Origin of the sequence: Superficieibacter sp. 1612_C1 (assembly GCF_015234305.1) — a bacterium.
GTDB lineage: Bacteria > Pseudomonadota > Gammaproteobacteria > Enterobacterales > Enterobacteriaceae > Superficieibacter.
On record NZ_JADGMI010000010.1, the window covers coordinates 31,545 to 49,927 of the forward strand.

The following is an 18,383-nucleotide window of genomic DNA, read 5'->3' on the forward strand; positions in this document are numbered from 1 at the left end:
TCCCGGCATTATATGCCGGGAGCTTCCCTAGTTAAGTTCAGCGTAAAGCCCAGTAAGCTCAGCAATGAACGCACCAAGCGTCATCAATTCCTCTCTGATAGCTTCCGGGTATTTTTTGTGTAATGGCGACGGAACGACCAGCCTGACCCCCGCATCCTGCATTTCCCTGTACTGTGCCTGAGAAACTCCCTCCTGCAACGTAAACAGGTGCACCTGATGGATTTTATCTGCTTCGTTCAGTATCTGACGCCATCGATCTTTGCAGGTGGTCTTGACCGCCAGCATACGTAGATTTTCCCCGGGAAACTCATCGTCGTGGTAAGCCTCCGCAGAAGGGAACAGAAAATCCGGTTTTTTATTGCCTTCCGTAACTGCCTGCGTGGCGAAGTGCCGAAGCCCATGTTCAATGAAAAGATGCTCAAGGTGCAGCTCTAGTGATTTTCCGGCCCTAGATTTACGGCGATTACTGACGGAGTTGGCCAGCGCAATAAATTCGTCCACAGAGCCAAATCCCTTCCTGATGATATCCAGAACGTGAAATTCTTCAACCAGTAGAAAGATATCATACTCGATGCGCCGACGGTCAATGAGCTGCTCATCCGGGTCTTCAGAGTCTTGAATGTAATGAATGCCAGCATACTGAATAATTTCATTTCCAGAAGGGAAACGCCGCTTCCAGTCTTCAGGAATATCATATGTATGATTGACCGGTAAATACTGAATAGACAGCCCGCCCAGAATTTGTCCGGCTGGCCCGGAGATAAAAGTGCCGGGAATAATTTCGCCTATAGCGGTCTCTATAATGTCCTCTTCATCAGGACTCACGCAAACCCAGATATCTACCTCAGAACAATCACCACCCTGTTCATCGAGTCTAAAGGCCAGAAGCGCCAAGGCTCCGGTATTTTCAGGGTCTTGTAGTGGGCTTCCCCTTCCCCAGCGCGTGATGCGTTTTTCGTTTCGGGTCTTACCAAAATGACGACTGTTATAATAAATTGCTCGTGCTTCGCTGTCCGGGCAATCATGTGACGACACGTGCGCAGTGAGAAAGACCGAAGGGTTCAACTCAAGAGTATGGTTGATGGACGGAAACAGTTTTTCAACTATACCAGTAGGGATATAAAGCCCGACCTGATGGCCACCTGTTGCGCCTGTATCGTTGGCTGATAGGCGCTTGATGTAGACAAAGTAATTCCCGCCAGCGATCTCAAGCAACCAGTCATGAAAAACCGACATAAGCATCCCTCTGTATCTGTTACTCTGAAATTCGAGCTACCATTTTTTCATAGTTATGCAGAAGCAGCCAGTAGACGATGTGTAGAAGAAGTATGCCTGACAGGAGTCGCTATATATCTACACGAAAAGACGTGCAATTGACGTACTATGCCTCCCCCGAAATAACAATGTCACCATAGTGCTGGCCTCATTTAACCCTTCGGTTACCCTGAAATAGGATGCAGAGGTTTCGTATGCCGATCAAGGAGGTGCTTATCAATCCACTGCGTGGTTCTCCTGCCGACTGATAAATCACCCCCACTTTGTTTTCTAAAGGCTATGAGGAGCATAAGGTTCTATATCTGCTGGCTGCGATGATACAGTTCGGCAATCCAAGGTGAATGTTTACCCTTTTCATAAACCATGTGCAGCTCTTTTCGAGGACGGGTGACGCCTACATAAAAGAGGCGACGGGCCTCGCGAAGGGCATTATCTGAAGCTAGATCTCGCTTACTCGGGAAGTCATATTTATTTACCCCAAACATTATGGCTACATCAAATTCTCGGCCTTTTGCACTATGAAGAGTGCTAAGGGTGATGCGCCCAGTTCCTTCTACTTTCCCAGCGAATACATCCAGAGCCATATCCAGTCCCCTGAGGGGATCGGTTCGTTTCAGTAACTCAGAGATGACATCCCATTCCTGCTGAGTGTTCTGTGATATACCCATCCAGCCGGTGATGATCTCATCATTTAAACGTCTCAGCCACTCGTGAGCACTTTCCGCTTTATCAATTCCGTTTCGTAAAAAAGTGATGAGCTGTACGGTCAGTAATTGTTCTTCAGCACGGCTTGCGCGGCGGCCATAAACAAGAAAGAGCGCCTGACCCAGTAAGAGGTTAAATGGTGGAGAGGCTTCTTTCCATCCCCCAGTTACCCACTGACTGCAGGCTTCGATGAAACGGGCAAGACGAGAATTGCGCTTAATGAGAGCATTACCGTCAGCACGTATTATGGCAATATTTCTGGCCTTGAACTCATCCGCAACTTTATCGCCAAGCCAGGCTGCCCGGTAAAGAACCCCGATGCGTTCAGGCTGAAACCCTCTTTCAAACAACGAGGGAATTAGATTATGAGCGATAAAATGCGCCTGTGCGTCATAATCGCCATTAATCCCATGGAATCCTAACTCTCCCTCTGGATTACCATCGGGGCCAACATAATCGCGGTCTTCTCCCAGCGCCCCTAGTGATGCCCTGATAATTTTCGCGCCAGATCGATAATTGAAGCGAAGACGGAACGGTCTTACATCTGCCCGTGAAACAAGACTGTCCAGTAGCCCTGGATTTGCACCATTAAATCCGTAAATGGACTGATCTGCATCACCGACCGCAAACAATCGTATTCCACCGTTAAAGCACAGCAGCAGAACCAACTCATGAAGAGCGTGCCCCAGATCCTGATATTCATCTACAAACAAAACAGGATAGCGCGACCGGATAGCATTACGTATCCATTCATGCTCGCTAATAATACGAAAAGCGATGAGTGGCATATCATCAAAGTCAATCAGTCCTAAGCGCCGAAGTTCTGCCTCATAACCTTCAATAAAATCTGCCAGCTCCGGATTGTTATTCCGCCAAGCCGGTAGGAGTCGGTTCACATCCCGGCGTCGTTTCTCTTCTGCAAATTTCCACCGTGCATGAGGATCTCCGACAGCTCCGAATCTAGCCTGGTAAGCCACTTCAACAGCCGCGCGACTCTCATCTCTGGTCGCCACACGAAAATCATCCGGCAGCAAACCAGGTATACATCGTGAGTAGGGGATTAAAACCTGATTTAATGCAAAGCTATGCACGGTACCAATAAAGTTCCGATCATCGCCAATGACGTTAAAGCATGCCAGACGTCCTTCAAGTTCAGAAGCGCATTCATTGTTGTAAGTAATACAGGCCACGCCTCGGGGGTCAGCGACCTCTTCAATCAGGGCACGTGCCATGGCGGTCGTAAGTGTTTTGGTTTTCCCGCTGCCTGGCCCAGCAATAACTACGCAGTGGCGGGGGTATGTGGCCGCAGCGTACTGCTCTCTGTTCGGCAATAGCTCATTCAGAGCCTCCGAAAGTGCGCGCCGGTCAGACATTCGACACCACATATTGAATAGCTGAAGCGATATACTCCGGCGGCGCAAGCCCAGGTGCTTTTTGCTTCAGCTTGGCAGCCAACCGTCCTTTACCTATGTCAGATATCATCGCGAGAAGTTGCGTCGGGTCTGGAACCATACCGGCACGCCATGAAGCAATCCTTGATGAACGTAACACACCAAATCCCTGTTCATCGAGGATATCCAGCAGCGCTTCTTTGAGGCCAGTCGTATTGGCCACGGCGACTTCAAATGTCTGATCGTTAAAAAAAATGCCAATCCTTTCAAATACAGGCTTACAGACTTCATAAGAACTGTTATTGAACCAATTAATATTTTCAGGGGTTAGTTTTCCCAGTTTTTCCGATACATCACTATATGCTTGCCAGATACCAATTGAACGGGTTTTACCCATCGATTGTTTCGTACCATCCAGTGGGTCCCAGTCGGTTACGACGGAAAAAGGTAGTCCGAGGCTGGCTGCCAGCTTCACGTATGGTTCAAAATTAACTCCCGCTACGTTACATACCGTAATCCCAAGCTGGTCGAGATTGATCCCCATGGCCTGTGCGAAACCTGGAAGTAAAACCTCCTCAGCATCGCCTTCAACAAATATTACACCGTTAGCAAAAAGCAACTCCGATCTGGTTGCTGTTAAATATCGTTCAATGTCGTCGAGTTCTTCACTGGTTACTGGCAGATCGGCTAGGGAGAAAGCTCGAGATCGCCCTTCAGGATCCCTGCAAATGCGAACAACAGAACGGAGAGGAGCAATGGTTGCCAGCGTGGGAGAATGGCTCGTTACAATCAAAGACTGATCTTTGGCGGCATTATTGAAGAGTTTGTCAAAAACAGCGCGCTGAAGCTGTGGGTGAAGGTGTGCTTCGGGTTCTTCAATACAAAGCAGGGAGAAATTACGTTCATTCTTTTCACGTCGCCATGCAAACTCTGCTAGCTTGAGTGATATCAGAGCCACGTTCGCAGAACCCAGGCTGGCTTCAATGATGCCTCTCTTTCCATCATCAATGAACATAGAGATAGAACGCATCAATCTGAGCGGGTCAGCAGGTGCAAAACGGAGGCGGGCATCTAAATCATGAGCAGTTCCAGCCAGGTCAAGAATGCCACCACGAAGAGAATCTTCGAGATCCTTAATTGATGGGAACTTCTCCATGGTTTCCGTTGCTGCCTGAAGCTCAGTTGCTACGCGATCCAAATCGGCTCGGCTCAGTGAAGAGAATGCATCTTCCAATAAGGGGCGTAGCGGAGAGTTTCGCCAGGAAGCAAGTTGTGCTTCCGCATCGCGTAACGCGTCCAGCATATCAATGGAGATCCGCCGCCTGACGCGTCCAGGAATGGCTCGCGATTCCTGACCTCCGCCAAAAACAATAAACTCACAGTCCTCACCCGAACGTGGAGCCCCATCGACTTCTTCCTTTTTACGAAAAATGTAGCTCAACCTTGCTACGGTAGGATCCTCTGCGATGCGAAAATCGGTCAACAGAGCTGAGAGGGAAGGATTACTGTCGAAATCGGCGAATTCAAGGTGCACCTCAATTTGAGGGTTTGATTCAAGGTCGCAGCCATCCCAAAAATCTGACAGCTTAAGCTGCCTGGCTGAATCAGGCAGAGTGGGATCAATAACCAGTCGAATTGCGAAAAGCAGATTACTTTTACCGACACGATTTTCCCCCAATAACACAACATTACCTGCCAGGGGAATATCAGCCGCCTCAAAATTTCTAAAGTTGCGGATTCCGAGTTTTGATAAATACATAAAACTCCCTCTAAATGCATTACATAGGCTTTGGAAAGGTGTTGTCTGGCAAAAAGCTCATAAAATTTAACAGCGAAGGTTCTGAGCGATTTTACTTTATTCTTTTCTTATCATCGGCCGTTAATGGCAAGAGTTCAACATTGGATTTAGAGCTTACTATAGAGGGGGCAACCCATAACATCTGCTGATGGAAAATAAGCAAACTATCAGGGAGCGCTCTGATAAAGTCATGCAACCAAGCGTGAAAGTTTGAAAATTAGGTCATGTGTTGATCGCTCATATCCCCATAATCCCAATCTTTTTGATCGCGAAACATGGCATTTAGTATCGTAATGAACTTTCTTATACAGGCAGTAAGAGCCACTTTTTTTGGTTTTCCCCTTGCTAACAGTCCGTTAAAGAAAGCTTTTATTTGTGGATTAAAGCGCACCGCTGACAACATGGCCATAAAAAGGGTAGCGCGCAGACCAGACCTTCCACCCCAGATCGCCCTTTTCCCTCGAAGTTGTCCACTGTCTCTGTCATAAGGACAAACGCCAACCAAAGCTGAAACCTGCCGACGTGTAAGGGATCCTAGTTCTGGAAGCTGTATCAAAAGTGTGGCCTGCGTTATGGGCCCTATACCTTTTACCTTTTCAAGCAACCGGCGTTTCTCAGCCAGAGTTTCATCCTGGCGAAGCCGTTGCTTGATCTCAGCATCTAGCATATCAATCTCAACACCGAGCCATTCGATGTGGCGTTTAATTCCTTGCTCAATATAAGCCCCGCATCGTTCTTTGAGACGGTTGGTTTCCATCACACGGCTTTGAATCAATTGACGCCGACGGGTCAAAAGTACGGCAAGATATTGTTGCTTCTCGCTTTTTGCCGGTCTGAATTGTGGCGTCATGCGTCGACCATATTCGCAAATAATTCTCGCGTCGATTGGGTCACTCTTTGCTACCCTACCCATAGCTCTGGCAAAGTTCTTTATTTGACGAGGATTAATTACAGCAACAGGCAAACCCGCTGCAGTTAGCATTAGTTCAGCAGTACAGTGATATCGGCTTGTTGCTTCCATTATAATTCCAGTTACAGCAAACCCGCTTAGTGCTTCCTGCAACTCAAGAACTCCCGTAGTTGAATTTTCCAGATGTAGTAACTGCCCGGTAGTGTCGATAAATACTTCCAGAGTGTTTTTGGCTACATCTATACCGATCGTGGTTTTATCACTCATGTTCAGTTCTCCCATCCTTGCAGATACGGGCTGTTTGCGCGCCCCGGCAATTGTTCGGGCTAATACTGATACTGATGTTACGCAAAGATGCTCACCCACGGGTTCATATCCCTGGACGAAGGACGTGCTGCAACATCAGGTAAGACACAATGAGTGTATACGTTTCTCATTGTGATACTAAACATACAAGGACGGAGGCGAAGCGAACCCTTGCGGCCGGAGCGGCCGGGTTAGCGTGAAGGCACGGCGTTTAATTCCGCCGCCGGTGAGGCGGCATAAACGTGGAGGGTACCGACCTCCTTACCGGAGCCACCTGAAAAACGGGAGATGCATTACGCAGGTTTTTAAACGGACAAGGGTTAACAGGCCGTTCTGATGTGAAACTGCGGAACCAAAAGGGGCGAAAAGACCGTCCACAGGGAGGTTTCAGAATGGAAAGAGCCGCCGGATCAGGATGGATTTTCTTCCTCAAACGCCAGAATAACGCCCACACACATCATTCCGGCATAGCCGAGCTGCAGCAGTATTTTGCCGGCAAGGGGCATATGTTCGAAGATCAGAAGAGGAACTATCAGCAACGAACTGCCCAGAATCAGCCAGCCGCCGGTTTTTTTAAGCTGTGTCGTAATCTGCATTTGCGGCACGCCTGCACGCTGCAGATATTGTTCAGCCAGCTGCCTAATACGTGACTTAAAATGCTGCATATTCCTCCTCCTCTCAGAATATTTTTTTCATGTTCTGCCGGAGCCTGTCAGAAGACGCTGTCGTGCTGTCCTGCTTATTCACGGGGACGTGAGCGGAGCCCTCCTGTGAAGGACAGGCCGGCGTCTGCGTCTCTGGCTGACCGGCCATCTCCTCCAGCAGGGCGACCAGAGCCTCCGGGCTTTCGGGAGGCACCGGCAGATTTGCAAGCAGGCGCGGAAGTCTTTGATCCACCGTATGGAGCGCGCACCCGGTGGTGATAAACTGCCGGATAACCTGCCCGCGCAGCCGGGAGGGCACCGTTTCAAGCAGGGTGACAGTGATATCCTCCGCAGGCAGCTGTAGCGTCATGCGGCGACGCTCATAATGCTCCGGATGCTCTTCTTCCTGCCAGCGACATAATGGCCAGCGGGCATCACCCGTTGATGAAACGGCCGGTCTCCCCCCGGCCAGCGCAGCCGTCAGAAAAATTATCTGCGCGGCATGCATTTTCCCGCTGAACAGCTCCGTTATCAGCGCCGGCAACCGGGTGTCTGTCCGGTACAGTACGCCCCCGGCGATGGCTGCCGTGCGCAGAAAATCTCCCCGCAGCGGTTGTGATATGCCATCAAACGTGGCGGCAACCAGCAAATCCGTCCGGTCGTCATTATGCAGATAGAAAGTGTATTTGCCGGAAGGCACAGTCAGTCCTCGTTATAATAAAGGGCAATCTCCCTGGCGAGCGCCAGCTGTGGATCGCAGATGATTTCTGTCCGCTCCGCTGCCAGCGGCCATGCCTGGCGTACTGCATCCTCAATCAGGGGAGCACCTCCGCCAACCAGAAATATCCGGTTCACGCTGCGATAACGTGCCAGTTCGCTGACAACCAGCGCGCCCAGGGCAGATATTGCTTCCTCAATTTTGTCTGTTACATAATCAATTTTGTCACCATCATTGATGATGCTGTTCAGAAATGCACGATCTTTTCGCCTGCGGATCACATTGTCTGCCATAAGCGGACTGGTTTCGCTTTCAGCTGTGCGCAGGGCCGCCTGCGCGGCACGCGTCACCACAGAGACACCCACGCCCGTATTACCGTGTATGGCACTGATATCATCAAACTGCCCCACAATGATCCCCGCATCCAGCGTCGTTCCCCCGAGATCGATAATCATGGACGTTTCTTCCGGCCCCGGTTTCAGCTCAGCCAGCCTGCTGAACGCCGCCGGCAGGGACTCAGGCATCACCCTGACATCCGTGATGGTGAAGCATTCCTGCTTGTTTACCTTCAGCGTACGCAGAAGGTTTTCCCGCTTGCGCTGAATATTTACCTCATTCTTCTGGCAGTCCTGGTCATAAAATTCGCTGAGGGGCAACGTCACCGTCAGGGTGATCTTCCGGGGCGATAAACCGCTTGTAAGCAGGGCGTGATGCACGGCCAGGAGATTGAGATCTCCATACTGATATTCCACGTTGGTGGTAGGCACCGCATCACGGCTGACCCTGTCCCAGGTATATTTGAGCGCCCCGACCTGGTAATTAAATGCTTTCGCGCCGAACGCAGCCACTTTCCAGCCATGCCGGAAAGAGTTTGCTGAAACAGCAGTCTGTAACACCCTCTCATCAAACCATGCCAGTTTTACATTAGTGGAGCCGTCATCGCAATAAACATTCATCATAATGCACCTTTTAAATATCTCAAAATGAGAACAAAGAATATCTTTCGGCGCATAAATGTCAACCATAAATACTCAATATGAGAATATTAAAAGCTCTAACATGAGAAAAACACACTATTTTTATGTAATTCTCAGATTGAGTAACTCAAAACACTCTTCACAATATGAAAAAACCCTGTTTATACTGTATATAAATACAGTTAAAATAAGAGTGAACGAGATGAAACTGGTTATGTTATTGCCTGCCAGTGATTGTCCACCGCAGGCATTTCCGTTATTTGCCGACAGGGCATCGTGCGGGTTTCCGTCCCCGGCCCAGGACTACGTTGAGCAGGAACTTGATTTAAACGACTACTGTGTACGTCATCGCAGTGCGACGTACTACCTTCGGGCCAGCGGCGACAGTATGCAGGATGGCAGTCTGTTCAACGGCGATCTGCTCGTCGTGGACAGCGCGGAAAAGCCGGACCACGGTGATATTGTTGTGGCCTGTATTGATGGCGGTTTTACCGTTAAACGTCTGCTGTTGCGTCCCCGCCTTGCGCTACAGCCCATGAATCCGGCATTTCCGCCCTTCTATCCCGATCCGGATCAGCTGGATATCTTCGGCGTGGTCACGCATATCATTCACCGTCCCCGGGAGATGCTCTGATGTTTGCCCTGGCGGATGTGAACTCCTTCTATGCAAGCTGTGAGAAGGTCTTCAGGCCTGATCTCAGGGGAAAACCGGTCTGTGTACTGAGTAACAACGACGGCTGCGTGATTGCCCGCTCCGCGGAGGCGAAACGATACGGGATCAAAATGGGGGTGCCGTGGTTTCAGCTGAAGAATGCCCTTTTTCCGGAGAAGATCCATGTCTTCTCCAGCAACTATGAGCTCTATGCTTCCATGTCAGCCCGGGTGATGTCCTGCCTGGAAGAGCTGGCACCACGGGTGGAGCAGTATTCCATTGATGAAATGTTTCTTGATATACGCGGGATCGACAACTGCATGGATTTTGAGGCTTTTGGCCGCCAGTTGCGGGAGCATGTCTTTGCCTGTACGCGGCTGACAATCGGTACCGGCATGGGTCCGACTAAAACACTGGCCAAGTCGGCACAGTGGGCCTCAAAGGAGTGGCCACAGTTCAGGGGAGTCCTTGCACTGACTTCCGGAAATCCACGGCGAACCGAAAAGCTACTTTCCCTGCAGCCCGTGGAGGAGATCTGGGGGGTGGGCAGACGTACAGCAAAAAAACTTAACGCAATGGGGATCACCACTGCCCTGCAGCTGGCAAGGGCGAATCCCGCTTTTATCCGGAAAAATTTTTCGGTAGTACTGGAGCGCACGGTAAGAGAACTGAACGGAGAAAGTTGTATTGCCCTGGAAGAAGCCCCGCCGGCAAAGCAACAAATTGTCTGCTCCCGCTCATTTGGCCAGCGCATAACCACTCATGAGGAAATGCGTCAGGCTGTCTGCCAGTATGCTGAGCGGGCTGCAGAAAAGTTACGTGGCGAGCGCCAGTACTGCCGGCATATCTCGGTTTTTATTAAATCATCCCCGTTTGCGGTCAACGAGCCGTACTACGGCAACGTGGCAACGGAAAAACTGCTTACCCCCACCCAGGATACCCGTGATGTTATTGCAGCTGCCATACGCGCTCTGGAGCGTATCTGGCTGGATGGTTATCGTTACGCCAAAGCAGGTGTAATGCTGAATGATTTTACCGCCAGTGGCGTGGCTCAGCTGCTCCTGTTTGATGAACAGGCTCCTCGTCCTGACAGTACCCAACTGATGAAAGTTCTCGACGGGATTAACCAGTCCGGCCTGGGTCAGGTCTGGTTTGCCGGGCGGGGCATGACGCCTGAATGGCAGATGAAACGCGATATGCTGAGTCCGGCTTACACTACCCGCTGGAAAGATATTCCTGTTGCCAGAATCAGCTAAAATCTGCTTTTCAGAAGGAACTGGCAGTGCTCGCCGCAGACAAGTGACCGGGCGTAGCCCGCGAACGGTCGAGGAAGCACCAGGACTGCCCATGCTGATACGATCCACTTACGCGCCGATCTTACATAGACCGCAGAAGGATTTATCCACTTATACACAGCGTATTTTTTCAAAGATCATTTTATGATTTTTATGCTTTTTAATTTCTTTTAGTCAGCCTGTAAGCCTTGCTATGACCTGCCTCAGCAAGGTTCATTATGGGAGATGGATAAAGATGTTATGGGTTATACGTCATTTTTGTATGGGAGCGGGCACAATATAAGATGGGATATGCATCAACATGCTATGGGAATCAGGTCAAGTTCAGTCGTTACTTATTCACTTGTGGATAATTTCCATATTTTCCCATTGGATAAGTATCGAGATACTCTTGCAATTTCTGCTTTTACTGTCATTATGGGTGAATATTAATTTACCCACAGGCATTGAAATGGACTCTCAAGCACCTTTGCCAGCTACTAAAACGTTCAAAAAACGCGCCAGTATCAAGCAATCTAACGAGTTGACCGAAGCTGCGTATTATCTGCCTCTTCAGGCAAAGCGTGTACTGTGGTTATGCCTCATGCAGGCTTATTTTAGTGATACCCAAGATGATGATTCCGATGTATTACCTCTTTTCAAAATCAGCGTTGCTGATTACGTCAAATACTTCAACGTCGCAACTTCTGTAGCAAGCAGAGATGTTAAGGCAGGCGTAAATGCTTTGGGTGAGTCGACGGTAACCTTCTACCCAAAAGAAGGTGAGTTTGAAGAAGTAAAACGTCCTTGGCTGGCTGAAGCGGGAATGAAGAGAGGTCGTGGCTCTTGGCAGATTGAATTTAACTACAAAGTCATGCCATTTCTTGTCGGCTTGACCTCCCAGTTCACTACATATTCTTTGTACGACTGTGGCCAGCTTAATAGTGTCCGAGTGATCCGACTTTATGAAAGCCTCTGTCAGTTCCGAAGCACTGGCGTTTGGATAACCTCACACGAATGGTTATGTGAAAGATTTATGCTCCCTGCCTCGCAGAAAAGCAATATTGCAGAAATGAAGCGTACTTTCCTTGAACCTGCCTTGAAGAAAATTAACGATAAGACGCCATTAAAGGTTAATTATAAAACCGAAGAAGATGGACGTTTATTGTTTAACTTTCTTGATAAAAAATAAACACATACCCCCCTCCTTTAGAAGTATCTCAGGGGAGCAGCATCTCAGAAAAACTTGACCTGTTTCCCACATTTTGGGAAACCTCTCAACTTGACCCTTTTCCCACAGTTTGAGAAAGCGACTAACTTGACCCCTTTCCCTTAACTCGGGAATACCACGAACTTGACCTGTTTCCCACATTTGGGGCACACCACGAACTTGCTCCCTACCTCACGGCTCAGTACCTGATGAACATGACCCCTTTCCCACAGCTCGTGCCCCGATGAACTTGACCTGTTTCCCACATTTCGGGGGCCTGACGAACTTGACCTCTTTCCCACAGTTTAGGGACCCGACGAACTTGACCTCTTTCCCACAGTTTAGGAACCCGACTAACTTGACCTCTTTCCCATATTTCGGGTGCCTGACGAACTTGACCTCTTTCCCACATTCGGGTGCCTGACGAACTTGACCTCTTTCCCACATTCGGGGGCCTGACGAACTTGACCTCTTTCCCACAGTTTAGGGACCCGACGAACTTGACCTCTTTCCCATAGTTTGGGAATCCGACGGACTTGACCTCTTTCCCATAGTTTGGGAATCCGACGGACTTGACCTCTTTCCCATAAGTCGCCAGTTACAGCCTACCTTTCACGTCTCGCTAATCCCTGCACATACTTGACCTATCTCCCACAAATCTACGTCGTCTATATTGCAGGGCATCACTTGGCTTGATACGAACTTGAGCTGTTTCCCTTAAAACTCGGTGTCATATCTATCTTTAAATGAGGTTGAGCATTCGTCAGGCTTCTGCACATGCTGCCATGTAAGTATCATTTTCATGATTACTATCGCATAACTATTATTATGATATTATTTTAATATTAAAATGCAATCATATGGATATTGCTTTACCTTCAAAATAAACTTACACTTACTTGACAGCAGTGAACTTCAGTCACTACTATATTGATAGTTTTTTAATATTAAAAAGAGATTAAGATGATACTAACAATAGCGAATACGAAAGGAGGAGTAGGTAAGTCTACTCTCGCGGTTAACATCGCAGTGGCAAGAGCCCGACAAGGCAGGAAAATATGGTTAGTTGATGGTGACAAACAGGGGTCGTCACAAACAGCTATTCTGGTTCGTTCAGAAGACGGTGTTGAGCCAGGTATTGCTTGCTCGCATTACCCAGAAGGCCCGGTGTTACGGAGCCAGGTTCTACAACAAAAAGATAACTTTGACGATATCATCATCGAATGTGGAGGCCGAGATTCCACTGCTATGAGGGCTGCTCTGACAATCACAGACGTCCTTTTAGTTCCTTCAGCACCTGGGAGTTTCGAAGCTTGGGCCATGGATGCCAACGCCGATCTAATAAAAGAAGCGCGAAGCATAAGAGATGGGTTGGTCTGTTATTCGCTTTTGAACAAAGCAGATACTCAAGCCAGATCTTCCGACAACAGAGATATGCTGGAAATGATGGAAGAGTACAAAGAGGACATCCCAATTCTCGACAAAATAATCTATCAAAGAAAAGTTTACGCAAATGCCGCAGGTAGTGGCAGAACCGTAAGTGAACTGAAATTACGTTCGCATGAAAAGATTGCAGCGCAAGAGCTAGATGCTCTCATATCAATGCTATTTAAATAGTAAAACGAAATCAAAATAATATTAAAGTAATGTATAGGTGATATGAAATGGCAATCCAAAAAAAACCCAAAACTCAGCTCCCTGTTTCAAAAAATGAGGCAGTAGAGAACTTCATAAACTCAGCCCCCGATGCAAAAATCCCCGCTTCGAAGGGAGTCGTTAAAGGTAGAAAACAGCAGATCACAATCACAATGGACCCTGAACTGATTCAGCGTATTGATGAAGCAGCTGCAGAGAATGGTCAGTCGCGCGCTGCTTTCATTAATATGTCATGCATCAACATACTGGACTATGGTTTGCAAATTGCGGGCAAGAAGAAATCCAGCGAGTAAACAACATCAAAAAACTATTAAAGCAATTGCTCATTGATGTTGTTTTGATATCAAAACAACATCAAACGATTATCTCCCGTATCTTTCTGCTATCTTAAATTTTTTTTATCATCGCAATTGCCTCAGACCCCGGCATCTGAAACTGTACCCTGTGCCTTGCTGCGACATCGAGTGCAAACACCCTGGTATAAACCTCCGTCGAGCTGATGCTCTTATGCCCCATGAGGCTCTGCAGCACCTTAAGCGGTATACCAGCATACAGCATGTGCATCGCGTAGGAGTGGCGGAACGTATGAGGGGTCACCGGCACGGAGAACGTTACCCCGTCGGCTGCAGCAGCCTCCACCGCTTCACTGAGCCAGGTACGGACGGTACGGTCGGTAATATCCCAGATTCGCGCCTTCTCGGTTCTGCCGGTGCGCTTATTGCGCCGCTCCAGCGGGATTTTCAACGTGGCCACCATCATCTCCAGCTGACCGACATAGTTCGCATCAGAAAGCGGTACCAGCCGGTGAGTCTGACTGCCGGCGGGCGCACGGCCGGCCGTTCTGGCGGCTTTTTCAGTCCTTTGTTTGAGTGTGGCCAGCTGCACGAACGGGTAGGGCGGCACCAGGGAAAAATCACTCCGGGTGAGCGCCAGAGCCTCGTTAATGCGTGCGCCCGTGTTCCAGAGCGTCGCCAGCAGCATCTTGCGGTGCAGATCGGGCACATAATGGAGCAGGGCGCTCACTTCCGGCGCCAGCAGGTATTTCGGTAGTTCATCCTGTACAAGGGCCATCTGACGCAGGGCGAGGGCGGCAGGGTAGTCGATAGCCACCGGCAGCTGCGCTGCAGTTCCTGGTTGCGGCCCCAGGGTAACGAGTCCGGTCATCAGGATACATCTCTGTCTGTTGATATGTTCAGCGCCGAAGCAATAATTTCCCGGTTTTCCTCACTACGCCAGTTTCCGAAATAGTCCACCTCCTGGCACAGGGATCTGTGTGCAGCCTCTATAAGGTCAGACACTCTCTGAAGAGCATTCTGTAGCTGCTGAGCTGATATCTCTATTGGCACATCATGCTCATTCACGCCGTTACGGTGCACGAGGTCGTTTCGCCAGTCTGCAATAATGCCCAGCGGCTTAACCGGCCAGACGGGCTGAGTGCGCAGCACGGCGCTGAAATAGCGCTCAATGGTTTTAACGTTATGAAACGTCATTCGGGAAACATAATTGCGTGCGGCTGGCCTGAACATATCAAGTTCCATCTCACGCGCTGACTGCTTTTCGTTTTTTTTGACGCGTTCGGACTTCAGGTAATACTCATCCCTGAAGCGTTTAAGGGGCCAGTCATGTTCCAGCAGAGCCCTGGCACAGTACATCAGGTACGCCTCCATGACCGTCACAGCATGGACGAAAGACATCCTGTACACCAGTTCAGGCTGCTCTCTATCGAGCAGGGCATATAGCTTCTTCAGCTCCTGTCTTGCGTGCTGGTAACGCTGATGAACATCGTTCAGGGAAATCACGAACAGCCCGTGTTCATGATCCCACTGAGCCTGATCAGCAAGCGCCTCCTGCTCCCAGTAATACAGGTTCGCGGCCTGCTCCCATTCTTCAGACTCGGGGACTACATCCGGGTAATTTTCCACAAGCCATTCATTAAATCGTTCAGCTTCAATATCAATCATCATGTCTTTCATGATTCCCATAGCCCAGAACCTCTCTGTATGGTTATGTGAATGAGAAATCCCGCCTACAGTGAGATAAAAATGCACAGTTGCGCAATGGACTCTTCACGGTTACTCAAATCCAGCGGCCAGATTTCCTTTAAATCAGCATCTGCAGGATATGAAACTGGCCAGTAGCACAATGTCCACCCGCTGTGTCCTCCCGCCTCACGAAAATTCTTTGCAACAATATCGCCATCTTCGCTGGTAATAAAATACACCTCCACAGATCCATCATCGGTGCGCAGATGGTTGGAGCACAGCGTCACCTTTTGATGGCCATCCTTAATGAGCGTATCTATCAGTTCTTCATAGTCCATGACACTTCCTTTTAATTAAAATAGTCACTAATAGTAAATATTACTCGCAGCACAATCAGCTGCGCACAACCCTGTGTCTGTCACCTGAATGATTTTCCCATGCTGTTATCATTTTCATACATATAATAAGCAGCCATATAGCCACTCCAGTAAATTACCGGATGGCCGTTCCGGTGAGATCCGATTTTTTAGCGTATAACGACTTTCCGGAAGTGTACCACGGCGACGGAATAAGCAAAGCGGCAATATCTGCCGCCGCGCGCCGGGTCACGGCACGGATAATTAACACAACATACAGGAGAAACGCCGCTAAAAGAGTGGCATATGTTGTGTTCTGGTGCCGCTGCGCCCCGGAGGGGAGGAAGAAGATCCGGAACTCAGGGTTTTCGGATCTCCGCTGAAAGGAGAGATAAAGGATGCAGATAAAGCATCAAATACATCACATAAAAAATTAGTTGCCCATCACATTAAATTAATAAAAAAAATTTTCTTTAGTAAGTGATGTTCTTGTAGCTATGCTAGCATAAAAGTAAAATCAAAGATGAAAGGAATGATGATGCTCAGTCAGCTTAACCTGCGTTTTCATAAAAAACTGATCGGGGCCCTCAAGGTGAGGGCAGGGGAGGAAAATGTTTCGGTCAACGCCCTGGCCGAGCGCTTCCTCGATGATGGACTGAAAACGGCTGCTGCCGGCGACGGCTGGTTTCAGCTGATCGCCGATCCGGAGGCCACCGTACGGCTGCTGTACCGGCATATCGTTCTCGGGCAGAGCTTCGGCACGTCGCCGCTCTCCCGCGACGAGCTGCGCTTCATTCTGGTTCATGCCAGGGAGGCCTTCCTGCGCGGACATAACAGGCTGTCCACCCTCCCGGCCCTGAGTAACCTGCTGGACATTACCCGCGATCTGCTGGCCTGGCAGGTGGGGCATGACCGCCAGGTGGACGGCCCTTGGCTGAAGGGAGTTTTCCGCCTGGCCGGAGAAAACTGGACGGAGGAATTTGACGCCTTCCTGGCGGAGCTGCGCCCCGTTGTGGATCAGATGTATGCCGAGCACCTGCTGCGCCCGCTCGGGAGCGACTGTTTTGACCTTGCGGAGGTGCCGGACGCCGTGCTGGCGGAAATCTTCACCCTGCCGCGGCTGAAAGCCGTTTTTCCGCTGGTTCTGCGCGGGCTGGACTGGAGCGAGGAGAAGGCCAAAACCCTGGCTCAGGAGATGCGCCCGGTGATCCCGGGCGTAACGCAGACCATTGAAGCCGGCACGCTGCGCCTCGAGATCCGCATTGAAGGTCAGGACCCCGGCGAGCGTCCGGGAGCCTGGTACAACACCCCGCGTCTGCATCTGCTCATCACCGGGCAGGACTTCGTGGTGCCTTATGGCTGGGAAGCGTTCTCTGAACTGCTGGGCCTGTTCACGCTGTATACCCGACATCCGGAAGCCCTGGCGCACGGCCATCAGGGTGAGCGCATCATGTTCTCTCCGCCCGGACACGTCACGAAAGAGGGATTTTTCGGGATCGACGGGTTACGAATTTTTTTACCGGCAGAGACCTTTGAGGCACTGGTCCTAGAGCTCAGCACGCGATGCGCGGAAGGCACGCTGGCGGAGGCCCTGACCGGGCTGCGCTGCCTGTACGGGGATGTCTGACATGGTACGTTTTACCTTACTGGAAAATGCGCTGGACTCTGTAGAAATCGGACTGGAATATTTCAGCAAATCCCGGGAAAGCCAGAGCCGGCGTGATTATAAACAATGCCTCCTGAATCTCTTCCAGGCAGCAGAATTGCTGCTGAAGGCTGTCGTTTCGCGTCAGGATGCCGGAAGAATTTTCACGCAAAAATCCTTAAAAAAGCATTGCAGAGATCCTGCATGTCCCACAGAAAGTGAGCTGCACCGATGTCAGTCTGTGAAGATTAGTGAATTATGTGAACTAATAAAAACACATCACCGTAGTGAATTTTCGGATCATGGGTTTAAGTTGATGAGTGCTGTAGCACAGATGAGGAATAATCTTCAGCATTTTGCGCTGGAAGTCAGCCCGCAAAGTCTGGCGATGCAACTGTCTGAATTGTACAAATTGATCTTTCGGCCAGCGTTCATCCTGCTACAGGCCGATGAAGAGCATAATTCCTGGAATTCAGCCACACGCAGACAATTTATTGATCTGGAGGCTCAATTTATGGAGATTACAACCCCGGATGAATATGTGCTTGCACTTTGTCCCGTTTGCGAAAGCTGGTCGCACTTTATTGTCTATGACGGTGAAAATTATCCGGTCAGCTCTCATTGTATCTGTTGTAACTTCAGTCTGAATAATTTGCAAATATGGGAATTTCAGCGGTGCCCTGAATGCGACTGGTATTCAGTGATCTTTGTACCTAAATATAGGGCAGGAGTCTGTCTTTGCCATACCTGTTACTACAGCAAAGAGGGCGGGTTTGTTCCTATGGAACCGTGCGAATGCGGAGGATATCGACTGGAGGAGCATTGCAGTAACTGCAATCCGGAGGAAGAGTAAAACCACCCGACAGAGAAGTTAGGTAGCAGAG

Annotated in this window: 17 protein-coding genes; 7 read left to right on the top strand and 10 right to left on the bottom strand. The window is 49.5% G+C overall.

Translation table 11 applies throughout. The annotated features are described in order from the left end of the window. Positions 1 to 27: 27 nt before the first annotated feature. From INT84_RS23585 to parM, 7 genes are all read right to left on the bottom strand, one after another. Positions 28 to 1,242: a type II restriction endonuclease gene (locus tag INT84_RS23585; RefSeq protein ID WP_194208716.1), complete on the bottom strand. Its 1,215-nt coding sequence runs from the start codon at positions 1,240 to 1,242 to the stop codon at positions 28 to 30. 329 nt (positions 1,243 to 1,571) lie between these two features. Beyond that, positions 1,572 to 3,353, bottom strand: a complete 1,782-nt coding sequence (locus INT84_RS23590; RefSeq protein WP_194208717.1) for an ATP-dependent helicase — start codon at positions 3,351 to 3,353, stop codon at positions 1,572 to 1,574. Continuing rightward, the gene (locus INT84_RS23595) at positions 3,346 to 5,130 is read right to left on the bottom strand and encodes an ATP-dependent endonuclease (RefSeq protein ID WP_194208718.1); all 1,785 of its coding nucleotides are present in this window, start codon (positions 5,128 to 5,130) and stop codon (positions 3,346 to 3,348) included. The genes INT84_RS23590 and INT84_RS23595 overlap by 8 nt, the downstream gene beginning before the upstream one ends. 256 nt (positions 5,131 to 5,386) lie before the next feature. After that, complete coding sequence (locus tag INT84_RS23600) at positions 5,387 to 6,346, bottom strand: IS110 family transposase (protein WP_194208719.1); 960 nt, start codon at positions 6,344 to 6,346, stop codon at positions 5,387 to 5,389. 449 nt (positions 6,347 to 6,795) lie between these two features. After that, positions 6,796 to 7,050 carry a hypothetical protein gene (locus tag INT84_RS23605; RefSeq protein ID WP_194208720.1) on the bottom strand — a complete coding sequence of 85 codons (255 nt, stop codon included), beginning with the start codon at positions 7,048 to 7,050 and terminating at the stop codon, positions 6,796 to 6,798. A gap of 13 nt (positions 7,051 to 7,063) precedes the next feature. Further along, positions 7,064 to 7,729, bottom strand: coding sequence for a plasmid partitioning/stability family protein (locus INT84_RS23610; RefSeq protein WP_194208721.1), 666 nt, complete (start codon positions 7,727 to 7,729; stop codon positions 7,064 to 7,066). 2 nt (positions 7,730 to 7,731) lie between these two features. Further along, entirely contained in the window at positions 7,732 to 8,703 is a 972-nt protein-coding gene (parM, locus tag INT84_RS23615; RefSeq protein WP_228066442.1) for a plasmid segregation protein ParM domain-containing protein, read from the bottom strand. A gap of 223 nt (positions 8,704 to 8,926) precedes the next feature. On the opposite strand from parM, the gene umuD reads away from it, so the two are divergent. The 5 genes from umuD (at position 8,927) to INT84_RS23640 (ending at position 13,809) form a co-directional block, all read left to right on the top strand. After that, on the top strand, positions 8,927 to 9,358 hold the full coding sequence (umuD, locus tag INT84_RS23620) for a translesion error-prone DNA polymerase V autoproteolytic subunit (RefSeq protein ID WP_194208723.1): 432 nt from the start codon (positions 8,927 to 8,929) through the stop codon (positions 9,356 to 9,358). Next, positions 9,358 to 10,632 (top strand): Y-family DNA polymerase, encoded by a 1,275-nt coding sequence (locus INT84_RS23625; protein ID WP_194208724.1) that lies wholly within the window; start codon positions 9,358 to 9,360, stop codon positions 10,630 to 10,632. Before umuD ends, INT84_RS23625 begins: the two co-directional genes overlap by 1 nt. A 490-nt stretch (positions 10,633 to 11,122) precedes the next feature. Further along, positions 11,123 to 11,842 carry a replication initiation protein gene (locus tag INT84_RS23630; RefSeq protein ID WP_194208725.1) on the top strand — a complete coding sequence of 240 codons (720 nt, stop codon included), beginning with the start codon at positions 11,123 to 11,125 and terminating at the stop codon, positions 11,840 to 11,842. A 981-nt stretch (positions 11,843 to 12,823) separates the two neighbouring features. Beyond that, positions 12,824 to 13,477 (top strand): AAA family ATPase, encoded by a 654-nt coding sequence (locus tag INT84_RS23635; protein ID WP_194208726.1) that lies wholly within the window; start codon positions 12,824 to 12,826, stop codon positions 13,475 to 13,477. Between the two features lie 47 nt (positions 13,478 to 13,524). Continuing rightward, the gene (locus INT84_RS23640; RefSeq protein WP_194208727.1) at positions 13,525 to 13,809 is read left to right on the top strand and encodes a ribbon-helix-helix domain-containing protein; all 285 of its coding nucleotides are present in this window, start codon (positions 13,525 to 13,527) and stop codon (positions 13,807 to 13,809) included. 94 nt (positions 13,810 to 13,903) lie between these two features. On the opposite strand, the gene INT84_RS23645 is transcribed toward INT84_RS23640, so the two are convergent. Genes INT84_RS23645 through INT84_RS23655 form a run of 3 tightly spaced genes read right to left on the bottom strand, consistent with a single transcriptional unit; the run spans position 13,904 to position 15,836 of the window. Beyond that, entirely contained in the window at positions 13,904 to 14,680 is a 777-nt protein-coding gene (locus INT84_RS23645) for a site-specific integrase (protein ID WP_194208728.1), read from the bottom strand. Beyond that, positions 14,680 to 15,498, bottom strand: coding sequence for a hypothetical protein (locus tag INT84_RS23650; RefSeq protein WP_194208729.1), 819 nt, complete (start codon positions 15,496 to 15,498; stop codon positions 14,680 to 14,682). Before INT84_RS23650 ends, INT84_RS23645 begins: the two co-directional genes overlap by 1 nt. A 44-nt stretch (positions 15,499 to 15,542) precedes the next feature. Further along, complete coding sequence (locus INT84_RS23655; protein ID WP_194208730.1) at positions 15,543 to 15,836, bottom strand: hypothetical protein; 294 nt, start codon at positions 15,834 to 15,836, stop codon at positions 15,543 to 15,545. Positions 15,837 to 16,392: 556 nt separating this feature from the next. On the opposite strand from INT84_RS23655, the gene INT84_RS23660 reads away from it, so the two are divergent. After that, a complete protein-coding gene (locus tag INT84_RS23660) occupies positions 16,393 to 17,481 on the top strand; it encodes a transcriptional regulator (RefSeq protein WP_194208741.1) in 1,089 nt (362 codons plus the stop codon). Between the two features lies 1 nt (position 17,482). Continuing rightward, the gene (locus tag INT84_RS23665; protein WP_194208731.1) at positions 17,483 to 18,352 is read left to right on the top strand and encodes a hypothetical protein; all 870 of its coding nucleotides are present in this window, start codon (positions 17,483 to 17,485) and stop codon (positions 18,350 to 18,352) included. Positions 18,353 to 18,383: the final 31 nt, after the last annotated feature.

What these genes read in the sequence shown, in the direction of transcription:
- INT84_RS23585 (WP_194208716.1), bottom strand. Translation starts at nt 1,242, where the DNA reads ATGCTTATGTCGGTTTTTCATGACTGGTTGCTTGAGATCGCTGGCGGG.
- INT84_RS23665 (WP_194208731.1), top strand. Translation starts at nt 17,483, where the DNA reads ATGGTACGTTTTACCTTACTGGAAAATGCGCTGGACTCTGTAGAAATC.
- INT84_RS23595 (WP_194208718.1), bottom strand. Translation starts at nt 5,130, where the DNA reads ATGTATTTATCAAAACTCGGAATCCGCAACTTTAGAAATTTTGAGGCG.
- INT84_RS23640 (WP_194208727.1), top strand. Translation starts at nt 13,525, where the DNA reads ATGGCAATCCAAAAAAAACCCAAAACTCAGCTCCCTGTTTCAAAAAAT.
- INT84_RS23600 (WP_194208719.1), bottom strand. Translation starts at nt 6,346, where the DNA reads ATGAGTGATAAAACCACGATCGGTATAGATGTAGCCAAAAACACTCTG.
- parM (WP_228066442.1), bottom strand. Translation starts at nt 8,703, where the DNA reads ATGAATGTTTATTGCGATGACGGCTCCACTAATGTAAAACTGGCATGG.
- INT84_RS23650 (WP_194208729.1), bottom strand. Translation starts at nt 15,498, where the DNA reads ATGGGAATCATGAAAGACATGATGATTGATATTGAAGCTGAACGATTT.
- umuD (WP_194208723.1), top strand. Translation starts at nt 8,927, where the DNA reads ATGAAACTGGTTATGTTATTGCCTGCCAGTGATTGTCCACCGCAGGCA.
- INT84_RS23605 (WP_194208720.1), bottom strand. Translation starts at nt 7,050, where the DNA reads ATGCAGCATTTTAAGTCACGTATTAGGCAGCTGGCTGAACAATATCTG.
- INT84_RS23660 (WP_194208741.1), top strand. Translation starts at nt 16,393, where the DNA reads ATGCTCAGTCAGCTTAACCTGCGTTTTCATAAAAAACTGATCGGGGCC.
- INT84_RS23590 (WP_194208717.1), bottom strand. Translation starts at nt 3,353, where the DNA reads ATGTCTGACCGGCGCGCACTTTCGGAGGCTCTGAATGAGCTATTGCCG.
- INT84_RS23645 (WP_194208728.1), bottom strand. Translation starts at nt 14,680, where the DNA reads ATGACCGGACTCGTTACCCTGGGGCCGCAACCAGGAACTGCAGCGCAG.
- INT84_RS23655 (WP_194208730.1), bottom strand. Translation starts at nt 15,836, where the DNA reads ATGGACTATGAAGAACTGATAGATACGCTCATTAAGGATGGCCATCAA.
- INT84_RS23625 (WP_194208724.1), top strand. Translation starts at nt 9,358, where the DNA reads ATGTTTGCCCTGGCGGATGTGAACTCCTTCTATGCAAGCTGTGAGAAG.
- INT84_RS23635 (WP_194208726.1), top strand. Translation starts at nt 12,824, where the DNA reads ATGATACTAACAATAGCGAATACGAAAGGAGGAGTAGGTAAGTCTACT.
- INT84_RS23630 (WP_194208725.1), top strand. Translation starts at nt 11,123, where the DNA reads ATGGACTCTCAAGCACCTTTGCCAGCTACTAAAACGTTCAAAAAACGC.